Genomic DNA, 12,208 nt, shown 5'->3' on the forward strand with positions numbered 1-12,208 from the left:
AAAATCTCACGGCGGGTTCGCTTACGTTTACCTGCGTACTCGGCATCGGCGAAAGAAATCTGCTTCATGGGGGGATCAACCGTTCAGCTCATGTGATGGGAGATATTTCACCAGATTTTGAAACCTTTTTCAGAGTTTCCCTAAGGAAAGAATTTCATGTGTTTCTGCGCTTCTAAATGTGAGTATGTTTGTCCAGATATTGTTCGAGCTGTAGTGTAGCTCGCACTCGCAATCGCCAAGAAACTCCAGCATCAATTCGTTGTAAAAAGCTCTGAGCTTGTCAATTTTCATATGGATACTTTAATTATTGTTTGGTAAATAAAACAAGGAGCTGCGGGCTGAAGCCGCCACAGTTGAGGTTGTAGTTGGCTACATCAGCCATTGTGTAAGACTCATATTGGGCGTTTCCGAAATTTCAAATAGCAATTTATAATATTGTAGAGAGCCATTAAACTCATTGGGTTTCCGCAGCGTCGCGAACAAGTGCATGCGTGTCCACCGTCCCTGTTGAGAAAAACAAGTCATTAGCCTCTGCAAGCTCAGCATCATTGATGAATTCGTCGCAGGCACCGAAATAGTGAAAAAAACGATTTAGCTTGCAGACCCCTATTGTATAATGACCTTTTGGAGTTCTGTCGATATAAACACGATTAGCCTTCATTATATGAGCTGCGTAGTCATCATAATGCGGATGCACTATTTGAAATGCAGAAGACACCGTCGGATATCTAACTCTCCGCGGGCCCTTTATAACTGGCTCATACATCACTTCATTCTTGCCTTTGTACTCGTTGCAGTCGGGGCATATTACACAAAGATTTTTTGGTTCAAATATAAATGCTAAATATTGTGATTTTGGCACAATGTGTTCAATGGGCGCGGCGTGGGCTGCTCTAACACCAATCCGCTCTTGACAATAAGCGCATGTTAGTCTTTGGGCGTTTCTGTAGTGATTTCTTACTTTAGATCGCAAGTCTTGTAAGTCATCATCCCCCCAGTTGACATGCGTAAAATGAGGGTCAGATTTTTTTTCGGCTATAATGGCCAAGCATTCTTCGTCGTATACGATCGACTCATTAATTATCGGCATAGATTTCACACACCTTGACTACAGATGCCACCAACTCTTTTGTTGGATCATTTTGGTCAACATTTTCTGCAAGGTGTTGTAGCTGTTTTAGCTCGCGTGAATTATCACTTGTTACGCGCTTGGCAGCTTTTACTTTTGAAAGCAGACTAAAAGCAAGTCTTGCAATATACTCATTCATAATGCCCGGGGCATCAAATAGCTCTGCCAGTTGGTAGTCCGCTGAGCGATTACTAAAGTATGACGCTTTGTAAATTCTATGATCCGAAAGTGATGTTATGTAACAACCTTCCGCATTCAGCCTCGAAATTATTTGAGGTGAATGTGTGGCAATCAAGAACTGGCAACCCCTATATGATGAGAATGTGCTTGTTAGCATAATAATGAATTCTTCCTGCCATCTTGGATGCAGGCTAATTTCAGGCTCATCGATTAGTATGATCGAGTTATCAGTTATATGACCGGCGATTCCCAACATAATTACAAGCAAACACTGCTCACCGGAGCTTGCACGCTTGAGAGACATTGCTCCGTAATTTTTCTTCGTTAAGCGGACGTCCATCAACCGCATAAGCCCTGCACCTAGTAGTACTAGGATGGCTTTAGCAAGACCTCCGCTAGCATAATGAGATCCTGCATAAAATTCTCCGCTGGTGAAGTCGACAGCTAAAGTGACAGCTTTACGAGAAGCTTCGAAGCGATGGACTTCAATCATGGCATCGTAGATGTCGTTGCGTTGAAGTTCGTTGTAGTTAGATAGCTGATTAAAGTATCTTTCGTCTAAGCTGATGTCATGCATAAGAAATAGACCATCAACCTCGCGCAAAATATCGTTCCCGAAGAAGTCTCTTTGCTCTTGGCCGACTGATGGCTTTCCGATGTAACCTGGCTTGAAGACAAACTCAGCGTATGGCTCAAAATTTAGCGAATTAAATACGTCAAGTAGATTTGCCGTGTTGTCCAGGCTGGCTAATTTTTCAAGCCATCCCTTGGCTGCGGATGATAATAATGATACCGCGCTCGATACACCAAATGGTCCTTCGCCGCGCATACCTACATATCTATAATTTGTGTTGGCATCGTACGGGCTAGTTGACCTTCTGTTTGATGGGAATTTATCAAACGGGCTGGTGGATACAGCAATTAACTTTGGTGTACTGTCTGAAGTTCGATGCCGCAATGAATCTGAAAAAGCGGTATAGCCATGAGTACAGGTCTTTGCAATTTCAGATAGCAAACGACTTTTTCCTACGCCGTTTTTACCTACAATTACTGTGAAGATATTTTGAGATTCTGGCACATCACCTTCGATCGCCAGGTCGATCACTCCATGCTCAGAATTACAATAAAATAACCTTTCCATTTACGCTCCTTTGGGTCTGCCTACGCTATGCAACACCTTCCTTAGCGGAGTGCGCTTGGTTCCGCCCTTGCTTGCCCGTAATCTACGACACAAGCGCTCAAAGGTCATGCAATATTCTGGCATTTGGCCATCCGTGGGAAGGCGCAGCAAGCGATGTACGCGCGACAGTTCTAACTGTGAGTTGTCCCGAGCTTTATAGTCATGTCAACTGGCCGCTTTTGGCCGATTGCCGCCCGTCACAAAAAGCTATGCTCCTGAGTGGACACCGTCAGCCAAGATCAAAAAGCAGCTCGCCCCTTTACTGCAACGGAACATATACGTCCGTTTGCCATTGATCTTGCGGTGTTTGCGGATACACGCTCAGGTAATGGAAGAACAGTGGTTGATCACGCAGTTCTTCGCCACTGGCAGGCAGCCAATCGCGGTAGATCGGATAGATCGATTCGCCGATGTGGTCTGGCGACCCCACGTGCCGCACTACAACGCAGCGACCGCCTGCGATGACCCGTTCGCGCACGCCGAACGTATTCGGTTCCACCGCCTCGTGAATCTCGCCGCAAATGGCGAAGCGGAATGCTTCAGCTGGCGTGGTGTCGGGGTTGCCGTAGGGAATGCCAAAGCTGCGACTCGATGCCACCGGCGACTGCCCGCTCTGCATGCGCCACTCGATGAACCTGCTCACGCTCTCATTGACGAGCCCGGGGGAGCCGCAATGTTCAAGCGCTGCGACCCGGACGTTGGGGAATTCCACGATTCTTACTTGCATGATGATAGTCCTGGAAAAGTGAGGGATGGCGAACACCGCATGCCAGACCTGCCAGTTCGGCGCCTTCCTGAACGCACTCGGCGTCATACCGACCGCTCGCTTGAACGCCCTGCAAAATGCCTCGGGACTGTCGAAACCGGCACCGAGTGCCGCCTCCAGTACCGAGTGATCCGCTATGGCGGCCAAGCGATGGGCGGCGCGTCGTAGCCGCATCAGTTGCACATAACGTGAAACCGGCACGCCGACGAACGCGGTGAATTGGCGATGGAAGTGAAACGTCGAAAAATTCGCCACATGGCTCAACGTCTTCACCGACAGATCACCTTCGAGATTCTCATTAATGTAGGCGCGTACGGCGTTGAAGCGCTTTGTGTAAGCGACGTTGATCGGCGTGTCGGGCACTGGGACAAGCTCCTGGAAGTACGGTCGGCAATAGAGTCGACTATAGCGACTGGAGCGTGCCTAGCCGGGTTTGCTCAACGCGGGTTTTGGGTTGGAACATCCATAGATGAGTGAGCGCCCCTTTCACCCCCGCAACGCCTCCCACTGAGCGCGCGTAAGTGATTTATTTTTAAGATCTATTTTTTAAGAAATATGAAAATAAATCCGTCCCCCTTTTTTGCAGCGTATGTGAAAACGTCTGCTCAGGCCTGGCTGATATCCAGCAATCGAGGCATGGCAATCGCCAGATAATCCTGCGTATCGAGCACCATCGACGCATCCAGCCGCCCCGCGTTGAAGGCTATTTCAGCGTAGCCTTTAGTCAAGGCTGGATCGACGATCAATTGAATTCGCTCATCGAAAACAAAAGGAGGGATGGCGCCGATCCGGCATCCAGTCAGTTCCATGGCGGTTTCGGCCTTCACCAGCTCGGCTTTTTTCCCGCCCAGGGCCGCTCCGACTTTCTTCATGTCCAGCTTCTGGTCGCCCGGCAGTATCACCAGTGCATAGGGTCCGGCCTGACCCTTGAGGGAGCAAAGCATGGCCTTCGCGCCTTGGCCGGGCTCGGTGCCACGGATTTCGGCGACGCGCGCCGACTGGCCTTCGGCATCGTGCATCAACACCCGGTAGGAGGCTGAGCGGGCATCGAGCAGTGCCACGAGGCGATCGAACATGGGGTGCATGTAGTTTTCCTCTGGTTTACAGGAACAGGTCGTAGGACAGTTTGCTGATCAGAATCACCAGCAACACCAGGAAGAGAGCCCGGACAAAGGGCACGCCCTTATGAACCGCCAGCCAGGTGCCGGTGAGCGCGCCCAGGATGTTGAATGCCGCCATGGGGATTGCGATCAGGTAGAGCACGTTACCCGTCGGAATGAAGAACATCAGTGCCGCTACGTTGGTCGCGATGTTCACTAACTTGGCTGATGCCGAGGCATGGAGAAAGTCGAAGGCGAAGCAGCGGATAAACAGGAAGATCAGGAAGCTGCCAGTGCCGGGACCGAACAGACCATCGTAGAAACCGATGGCACCGCCGATGATGATCGCCAGCAGTTTTTCCTTGGTACCGATGTGCATGGGTTTGTGCAGGGCGCCGAAATCTTTTTTCCAGAAGGTGTAGATCGCCATCAGTACGATCAACACCAGCACCGCCGGCCGGATCATCGACTGGGGTACGAACGACACCGTGGCGGCTCCGAAGAAGGCCATGACAAAAGCCGCGCAGGCGGCGGGGATCACAAGACTCCAGTTGATCACCACCTTGCGCACGAAGGACCGGGCCGCGAATGCGGTGCCGCAGGCGGCCGCGACCTTATTGGTACCCAGCAGCGCCGCCGGTTGAGCGGTGGGTAGCACGTTGAATAGCGCGGGAATCTGGATCAGTCCGCCGCCGCCCACCGCCGCATCGATCAGGCCGGCGGCGAAGGCGAACACGCAAAGGATGACAATATCGACCATGAATCAGGCTCTGACTATATAGGGTTGATGAGGGTTCAGCGGCACCACGCGTGCCGGATCATTGACCCCGAAGACGCGCAACATCCAGCGATCACGGCCGTCGTAGCGGGGTGTAAAACCATCCCGGGCATGCAGGGTTTGCTGGTTCTTGAAGATCAGCATGTCGCCTGGTTGCAGCAGTATGTGGTGCACGACATCGGGATGATTGGCGGCGGCGGCGAACAGTTGGAGGGCAAACTGCGCATTGGCGCAGGTCGTTTCGACACTCGCTTTGTTGTAGCGGCAATACAGGCCATCGGTTGCGCTTCTGTACAGCAAGGGGACGTTTTCCAGCACATTCCCCTGTTTGCCGAAGGAGGCCGGCCGGCGAACGGTGAATTTCGGCCGTGACAATTCTTCTTCGACCCAGGCCGGCAGAATGGCCAGCACCTCGTCAATGGCGACGATGCGCGTCGGCACGTCGAGCTCGCAGCGCAGGCCGGTCAGGGACAGGTACTCCGGACAGGCCGACAACTGCGAGACGGGTTCGCAGGTCAAAGGCAGGTGAGGGTTGTCGACATGCATGTCCAGATCCGCACGCGAGCCATAGGAGCTCTTTTCAGTCTCTCGCTTGTGCTTGGGCGATACGTGACGGAACACGGTGTCGCTGCTTTCACCCTCGTACGCCAGCGGACGGGTTTGCAGAGTTTGCAGCACGGACAAAATAGCCCCGGCCAGCGTCGACACGTTCTCGAAACCCGGCTCCAGGTCGTACGGCGTGGCGGGCAGTTGCGGGTCCAGCGGCAGCCCTCTGACGATCATCGCCTCTTCAGGGGCCTGTGGAAAATTGCGTAGCTGCTGGATTTTCTTGGTGCACAGGACACTTTCCAGCAACTGCCCCAGGACCGGCATGTGGCGGATACCCGAGGCACTATCGGTCACGTCCAGCGATGCCAGACCGGCCTGAAGTGTGCGTTGTTCTTCGAGCGACAGATGAATTTGCGGTATCTCCCGTCGGGTCGAAGTCACTGATTTGTTTTCCCGCCATTCATGAATGACTTCACCAACACAAGCTGTGGCGTTCCCGATTACTTCATCCAGCTTCGACACGTCCTTGCGCTCCTGTTTGCCCCATCCTTTTGGGTTGAACGGGAAGGTTAACGGAAGGGCCTTTTTTGTGTTGCAATGCCGCGTTGTGAAAAATGCAATGAGGTGGACAGTGGCATTGAATATGTTGGGGGAACTTGAAGCCTTCGCGACCGTGGCTCGCAAGCGCAGCTTCGTCGCCGCGGCACGGACTCTGGGGCGCTCCCCCAGCGCACTGACCCGCGCCGTTCAAGCCCTGGAGGAAAGTGTGGGGCTCAAGTTGTTCAATCGCTCGTCCAATGCCGTGAGCTTGACCGAAGCGGGTGAATGCTTATTGCCCCACGCGTACAAAATGCTCGATCTGCAACGTGAGGTGGATGAAGACCTGGCCGGTCTCAGTGGCCTGGCCTCCGGCTGGATCCGTTTTTCCGCCCCCGAGTTTCTCGGGAACGGGGTATTGCCCCGGTTGATCGCGCAATACTGCGAGCGTTATCCAGACGTAAACATTGATGTGATTTTCACCGATGAGATCATCGACCCGGCCAAGAGCAAGCTGGACTTCTCGATTCGCGGCGCGTTTCCACAATCCAGCGAATTGATCGGCTTTGCGCTCTGGAGTTACTCACGTTATCTGTATGCCAGCCCCGACTACCTGGAGCGCAACGGCATGCCCGACTCCATCGAGGCACTGGAGTCGCATTCGCTGATCCTGCACACGGCGCCACGGATTCTCAAGGAGTGGAATTTTCGCAGTGAGGAGCAGGCCATCAGCTTTCGGGTTCATCCCAAATTTCGTTTCAGCTCCGGTCTGGCGGTATTCCAGGCAGCCCTGGCGGGCGTCGGGATCGCCCGCCTGGCAGATTGGATGGCGGAGCCCGAAGTGGAAGCGGGGCGCCTGCTGCGGGTTTGTCCTGAGTACAAACTCACCTCCAGCAGCGGTGAGAGCCCACAGATGCACGCGGTGTACCCGGCCGGAAATTTGCCGCTGCGGGTGAAGGCATTGATGGAGATGATCCGTGGCTTGGGTGAAAGCCTCGAATGTAAGCGTGGCTCAGCACTGATATGAGGTTACGCGTCGTTCAGCCCTGTCCGCTCACTCTGCCGTTGATCAGACGCTGACACGCTCAAACCCACCCTCGGCTACCGCAGACGAGCATCGACAAGATGCTACGCCGAGGGTTTTGTATGAGAACTTCATTGGCGCGAGTGTGACTATCGATGCCGGCAACGGGTCAAACGCAGGCAAACGCCGCGCCCATGTCGGTGCAGTCCCTGACGGAGCGCCATTGCCCAAACACCCATGCCCCCTGTGGGAGCGAGCCTGCTCGCGATGGCGTAGTGTCAGCCAACATCAATGGAAGCGCTGGCCTCATCGCGAGCACACTGGATTTTTGATGTTTACCGGAACACATCATGAGCGCTTGGTCGATATCTGCCCGTCATTTCAAACCTGTTCAACCTTTGTCAGATCCACTGAATCCTTTTGAGGCGTCATCCCGCGATGATGTTGAACGCGGTAGTTGCCAACACCTCCCCATTAACCATCACCCGAACCGCATGCACCCCAGCGAAATGCTTGCGCGTCGTAAAATCCTTCATCACCTGTCTGCGCCCCACAACCACACTCTCAAACCCCGCCAATACCAACGTCTTCAACTTAAAAACCTTAGCCGAAACCCCGCCATTCGCCTTCACATAGTCAATCGCATAATCAATCACCAACCGCTGCTCTTCCAGCACCGTGGACTTCACCGTAAACGACAACGTAATCGCTTCCCCCAGCCGCACTACTGCCGGCTCGATCTTCACATCCAGCAACTCAACCTCAGGCTTCGCACCCGCACCAATCACTGTCAGCGCCCGCAAATTCCCCTGCTTGATCAAGCTACGCAACGCATGCTTGGCAATCCACGCCGTGTGTTTGTTTGCCAGTGACCACCCTTCAATCACATCCAGCACCCACTCTGGATGTTCCTTGGTCACGTCATTCAAGTGATTCGCCACGGATTTGCGCACGTACAAGCTCTCATCCGCTTTCAACCGATCCAGTATCCCGGCGGCCAATTGCGGATCAGCCTGCACCGCTTCCAGCCTGAACGACCAGGGCAGGCGAGGGCGGCTGCCTTCGCTGGCCAACCGGCGGACGTGGTGGTTTTCGCTCTGGGTCCAGTCGTGCATGAGTTCCAGCGTGCGCTCCAGGTCGCTGCGCAGAAAGTGGCGGATGGCGAATTCGGAGGAGCCGAAGGTGGTGAAGTATTTCAGGGCTTGCATGGAGGTATCGAATGCGTGAGCGCCGTAGGTGGCGACGTAGTGCGGCAGGCACATGCTGACGAATCCGCTGTTCAGCCGTGGGGCGAGTTCGCGCAGGACTTCGAGGGAATCTTCGTAGTCCAGTGGCAGCACGGCGTGCAGGCTTTCGCTGACGCGGGCCATGCGTTGCATGACTGAGAGGTCGGCGAGGCCGTCGTTGGCATGTTTAAGGAATGTTTTGGTTTTGAATGCCGGGTACACAGCGCTCATTTCGGTGGCGATGTGTTTCAGGCGTTCGGCGTTGAAGATTTCCTTGAGGGCTGGTGCAGCGGTTTCGGTCGCGCTCATGGTCAGGTCATCGGCGTGCTGACGAACGCTTCAAGCGTTTCAGCGTAGGCGGTGTATCGGGCAATGTGCGGATAGCGCGCCACATCTATTTGGTCGGGGACGACGAGGTCGGTGAAGCTCCAGGCGACGGCGAGGCTGATGCCGGCCTGGGTCAGAGTGCCGTCGGTGGGCAGGCCGTGTTTTTCGAGTTCGTGTTCCAGGGCGGTGAAAGCGGCGGCGAGTTGGCTTTCGACGCGTTCGACCCACGGTTGGTATTGAATGTCGGCCGGGCGCAGGTTGCGTTCGTAATAGAGTTGCACGGCTTTTTCGCAGGCGGCGAGGCTGAGACCGATCAGGCGCAGGGCGTGGGCGCGTTGCTTGAGGTCGGAGGGCAGCAGGCTTTTGTCGGCGGCGGTTTCGAGGTAATCGAGGATGAGGGTCGAGTCCATGAGGACGACACCGTCATCGAGGATCAGAGAGGGTGCCTTGACCACCGGGTTGATCTGCTGGAATTGCTCGAAGTGGCGGAACACCGAGACTGACTCGTGTTCGAGGTCAATCCCTAAGCGTTTGGCGGAGATCGCCACGCGGCGCACGTAAGGGGAGTCGAGCATACCGATCAATTTCATGACGCGTTCCTTCAAGTCGAGCCGGTGGGGTAGGCATAACCTAGCCGAGCCTGAGGGAAATGTCAGGCGTCGAAAATGGCTTGTTCGTGAATTCATTCGACATTCAATTCCGGCGGAATGGTGGCGATCTGCAAACCCGGGCGAATGCGGGCTGTGCGCGGTCTCAAGGTCGCTCTGAATAAAAGCTCTGGCCTGCCGATAGCCTTTGGTCGCAGGTCGTCGATAGCCGTTTGTCTTCTATATACAGCCGCTCGACTGAATTTCTTGCTATAAACGCACTCCGATGACCGTTGTGAAGCCTGTGTGAGTGCAGATTCCGGGCGTTGTCGGACAAATTCCCTGTATTTACAGTTGCTGAGGCCTCAATCGGGCCTTAGACTGCCGCCCCTCGTAAATTGAGTGCCGGGTGGCGTTTGCAATAAACGATGCCTTTTCGTCGACCGGACACGGTTCGCCGGAACGCTCCCTAATTCGCCTTAATGCACGTTTTTTTATAGAGATATCAATGACAAAGGACAAGTTGCTGGCCATGCCGGCAGATGACTACATGAATGAAGAGCAACACGCTTTCTTCAGTGAGCTGTTGCAGAACATGAAAGTCGAAACCCATGAGCGCATTGAGCAAAACCGTATCGCTATCGAAAGCCTGGACACCCCGGCCGACCCGGCGGACGCGGCTTCGGTTGAAGAAGAGCGCACTTGGCTGGTAAACGCGATTGATCGCGACCAGCGCATGCTGCCTCAACTGGAACAAGCCCTTGAGCGTATCAAGGAAGACAGCTTTGGCTGGTGCGACGACAGCGGCGAGGCCATCGGTCTGAAACGCCTGCTGATCAGTCCGACTACCAAATACTGCATCGAAGCTCAAGAACGTCACGAGCAGATCGACAAGCACCAGCGTCAGGCCTGATTTCTTAGGCGCTGCCATCGCGGGCAAGCCCGCCCCCACAAGGTTATGCATTGAACCTGTGGGAGCGGGCTTGCCCGCGAAGCTTTTTATCGTCCGCCCTATTTCCCTGCCGTTCCATTGACCTGCTGCAGACCCCACGACTAACGGACCATAGATAATGGCGTTGTAGTGGCGTTTAATGCAGTCACAATAATGAGAACAAGCGTGGGGTGTTGATATGACGAGAGATGGATCTCTGGTTGGGGCTTTGCCTGCACCAGTGCTTTTGCCGAAGAACCGCTGGATCGCACCGACCTTGCAAAGCATCGCCCTGATGTTGTTGCTCGCCGGTATGACCTTGGGTGGAGGGTCGCTTTACGTCGGCATGCCGCTGGCGGTACTGATTGTCTGGCTGCCGCGCCTGCGCGTCCGAGCCGTCCCCGCTGCACTGCCTGCCGACACCGGCAGCGCCATTTCCGAACTGACCCGCGATCTTTCCTACACCACCAGCCATAACGCCTTGTCGGCAGCCGGCGTGGCGTTTTCGGTCAAGGAGTTGGCGAGCAAACTGGAATCGCAACTCGATGCGGCGGCGCGGATTGTCAGCAATGCTGAGGTGATGATCGCCACAGAACACGCCACTTCGCAGCTCAGCCGCGAAGCGCTGGCGGCGGCCAGCGAGGCGCATCACAGCAGTGCGGCGGGGCGAACCGAATTGGTCGACTCGATTTCGCGCATGCATCAGCTCAGTCAGCGCGCCAACGCCAGTCGTGAATTGATCGAGGCCTTGAGCCTGCGCAGCGATGATATTCAGCGGGTGACGTTGGTGATTCAGTCGATTGCCAGCCAGACCAATCTGTTGGCGTTGAACGCGGCGATTGAGGCGGCGCGGGCGGGCGAGCATGGTCGCGGTTTCGCGGTCGTGGCGGATGAGGTGCGTGGGCTGGCGGCGCGCACGGCGTCGGCGACGGGCGAAGTCGGCGAGATGGTCGCGGACATTCAGCAACGTACCGCTCAGGTGGTGGAGCAGATCCGCGAACTGTCGAGTGATCTGCACACCGGCGTCGAGCAGGTCGAGCATACCGGCCAGCATCTGGAAAATATCGCACGCTTGGCGGCGGGAGTGGAAAGTCAGGTCTGTGAGATTGCACGCGGCGCAGAGACCAATCGAGAGCAGCTCGACAGTCTGTTCAAGGCCATCGAGCAGATGCGCAGCGATCTGGCGATCAGCGATCAACAGACCCGTCGCCTCGCCGAAGCGGCAGTGCAGATGGAAGGGCAGGCGGAAACCATCAGCGAGCGTCTGGCCGAAGTCGGCCTGGATGATTATCACCAGCGTATTTATGACCTGGCGCGTGAAGGGGCGAGCCAGATTGCGGTGCGGTTCGAGGCGGACGTCGAGCAGGGCCGGATCAGTCTTGAGGATCTTTTCGACCGTCAGTATCAGGCGATTGCGAATACTCAACCGGCCAAGTATCAGACCCGATTCGACCGTTATACCGATCAGGTGCTGCCAGCGATTCAGGAGCCATTACTGCCGCGTCATGAAGGGCTGGTGTTTGCCATCGCCTGCACGCAGCAGGGTTATGTGCCGACACACAATCAGGCGTTCAGTCAGCCGTTGACCGGGGATGCACAGGTTGATGCGGTGAATAATCGCACCAAACGCAAGTTTGCCGACCGCACCGGGATACGCTGCGGCAGCCATCAGCAACCGGTGTTGCTGCAAACCTATACGCGGGACACTGGTGAACTGATGCACGACTTGTCGGTGCCGATCATGATCAAGGGGCGGCATTGGGGCGGTTTGCGTTTGGGCTATAAACCGGAAAGTCCGCGCTGACTGATTGTTGCGATTGATGCAATGAATCTGTGCACAGGCGTTGCTGTTTCCTGCGCAGTGAAATCATTAACATGCCGACTTAGTTAGGTT

General features: G+C 55.0%; 11 protein-coding genes. 3 read left to right on the forward strand and 8 right to left on the reverse strand.

Annotation, left to right across the window (positions count from 1 at the left end; genetic code table 11):
* Window positions 1-454: 454 nt before the first annotated feature.
* The 6 genes from K5E40_RS03220 to K5E40_RS03245 form a co-directional block, all read right to left on the reverse strand.
* Entirely contained in the window at window positions 455-1,090 is a 636-nt protein-coding gene (locus K5E40_RS03220; RefSeq protein WP_221729591.1) for an HNH endonuclease, read from the reverse strand.
* Window positions 1,077-2,450: an ATP-binding protein gene (locus K5E40_RS34875; RefSeq protein WP_260455500.1), complete on the reverse strand. Its 1,374-nt coding sequence runs from the start codon at window positions 2,448-2,450 to the stop codon at window positions 1,077-1,079. The genes K5E40_RS03220 and K5E40_RS34875 overlap by 14 nt, the downstream gene beginning before the upstream one ends.
* A 298-nt stretch (window positions 2,451-2,748) precedes the next feature.
* Window positions 2,749-3,618, reverse strand: coding sequence for a GyrI-like domain-containing protein (locus tag K5E40_RS03230; RefSeq protein WP_221729592.1), 870 nt, complete (start codon window positions 3,616-3,618; stop codon window positions 2,749-2,751).
* A 242-nt stretch (window positions 3,619-3,860) separates the two neighbouring features.
* Window positions 3,861-4,340 carry a YbaK/prolyl-tRNA synthetase associated domain-containing protein gene (locus tag K5E40_RS03235; protein WP_221729593.1) on the reverse strand — a complete coding sequence of 160 codons (480 nt, stop codon included), beginning with the start codon at window positions 4,338-4,340 and terminating at the stop codon, window positions 3,861-3,863.
* Window positions 4,341-4,356: 16 nt separating this feature from the next.
* The gene (locus tag K5E40_RS03240; protein ID WP_221729594.1) at window positions 4,357-5,115 is read right to left on the reverse strand and encodes a TSUP family transporter; all 759 of its coding nucleotides are present in this window, start codon (window positions 5,113-5,115) and stop codon (window positions 4,357-4,359) included.
* 3 nt (window positions 5,116-5,118) lie between these two features.
* Entirely contained in the window at window positions 5,119-6,123 is a 1,005-nt protein-coding gene (locus K5E40_RS03245; protein ID WP_311775937.1) for a TauD/TfdA family dioxygenase, read from the reverse strand.
* Window positions 6,124-6,313: 190 nt separating this feature from the next.
* On the opposite strand from K5E40_RS03245, the gene K5E40_RS03250 reads away from it, so the two are divergent.
* Window positions 6,314-7,246 (forward strand): LysR family transcriptional regulator, encoded by a 933-nt coding sequence (locus K5E40_RS03250; protein ID WP_221729596.1) that lies wholly within the window; start codon window positions 6,314-6,316, stop codon window positions 7,244-7,246.
* 425 nt (window positions 7,247-7,671) lie between these two features.
* On the opposite strand, the gene K5E40_RS03255 is transcribed toward K5E40_RS03250, so the two are convergent.
* Window positions 7,672-8,778, reverse strand: a complete 1,107-nt coding sequence (locus K5E40_RS03255; protein WP_221729597.1) for a DNA alkylation repair protein — start codon at window positions 8,776-8,778, stop codon at window positions 7,672-7,674.
* 2 nt (window positions 8,779-8,780) lie between these two features.
* A complete protein-coding gene (locus K5E40_RS03260; protein ID WP_221729598.1) occupies window positions 8,781-9,386 on the reverse strand; it encodes a glutathione S-transferase in 606 nt (201 codons plus the stop codon).
* A 505-nt stretch (window positions 9,387-9,891) separates the two neighbouring features.
* On the opposite strand from K5E40_RS03260, the gene K5E40_RS03265 reads away from it, so the two are divergent.
* Both K5E40_RS03265 and K5E40_RS03270 read left to right on the forward strand, forming a co-directional pair.
* Window positions 9,892-10,296, forward strand: coding sequence for a TraR/DksA C4-type zinc finger protein (locus tag K5E40_RS03265; RefSeq protein ID WP_221729599.1), 405 nt, complete (start codon window positions 9,892-9,894; stop codon window positions 10,294-10,296).
* Between the two features lie 598 nt (window positions 10,297-10,894).
* A complete protein-coding gene (locus K5E40_RS03270) occupies window positions 10,895-12,118 on the forward strand; it encodes a methyl-accepting chemotaxis protein (protein ID WP_409339126.1) in 1,224 nt (407 codons plus the stop codon).
* Window positions 12,119-12,208: the final 90 nt, after the last annotated feature.

Source organism: Pseudomonas baetica, assembly GCF_019733355.1.
Taxonomy (GTDB): domain Bacteria; phylum Pseudomonadota; class Gammaproteobacteria; order Pseudomonadales; family Pseudomonadaceae; genus Aquipseudomonas; species Aquipseudomonas baetica_A.

Bases quoted from the DNA above. Each gene is read 5' to 3' on its own strand.
- K5E40_RS03220 (WP_221729591.1), bottom strand. From the start codon at position 1,090: ATGCCGATAATTAATGAGTCGATCGTATACGACGAAGAATGCTTGGCC.
- K5E40_RS34875 (WP_260455500.1), bottom strand. From the start codon at position 2,450: ATGGAAAGGTTATTTTATTGTAATTCTGAGCATGGAGTGATCGACCTG.
- K5E40_RS03235 (WP_221729593.1), bottom strand. From the start codon at position 4,340: ATGCACCCCATGTTCGATCGCCTCGTGGCACTGCTCGATGCCCGCTCA.
- K5E40_RS03240 (WP_221729594.1), bottom strand. From the start codon at position 5,115: ATGGTCGATATTGTCATCCTTTGCGTGTTCGCCTTCGCCGCCGGCCTG.
- K5E40_RS03255 (WP_221729597.1), bottom strand. From the start codon at position 8,778: ATGAGCGCGACCGAAACCGCTGCACCAGCCCTCAAGGAAATCTTCAAC.
- K5E40_RS03260 (WP_221729598.1), bottom strand. From the start codon at position 9,386: ATGAAATTGATCGGTATGCTCGACTCCCCTTACGTGCGCCGCGTGGCG.
- K5E40_RS03265 (WP_221729599.1), top strand. From the start codon at position 9,892: ATGACAAAGGACAAGTTGCTGGCCATGCCGGCAGATGACTACATGAAT.
- K5E40_RS03270 (WP_409339126.1), top strand. From the start codon at position 10,895: ATGATCGCCACAGAACACGCCACTTCGCAGCTCAGCCGCGAAGCGCTG.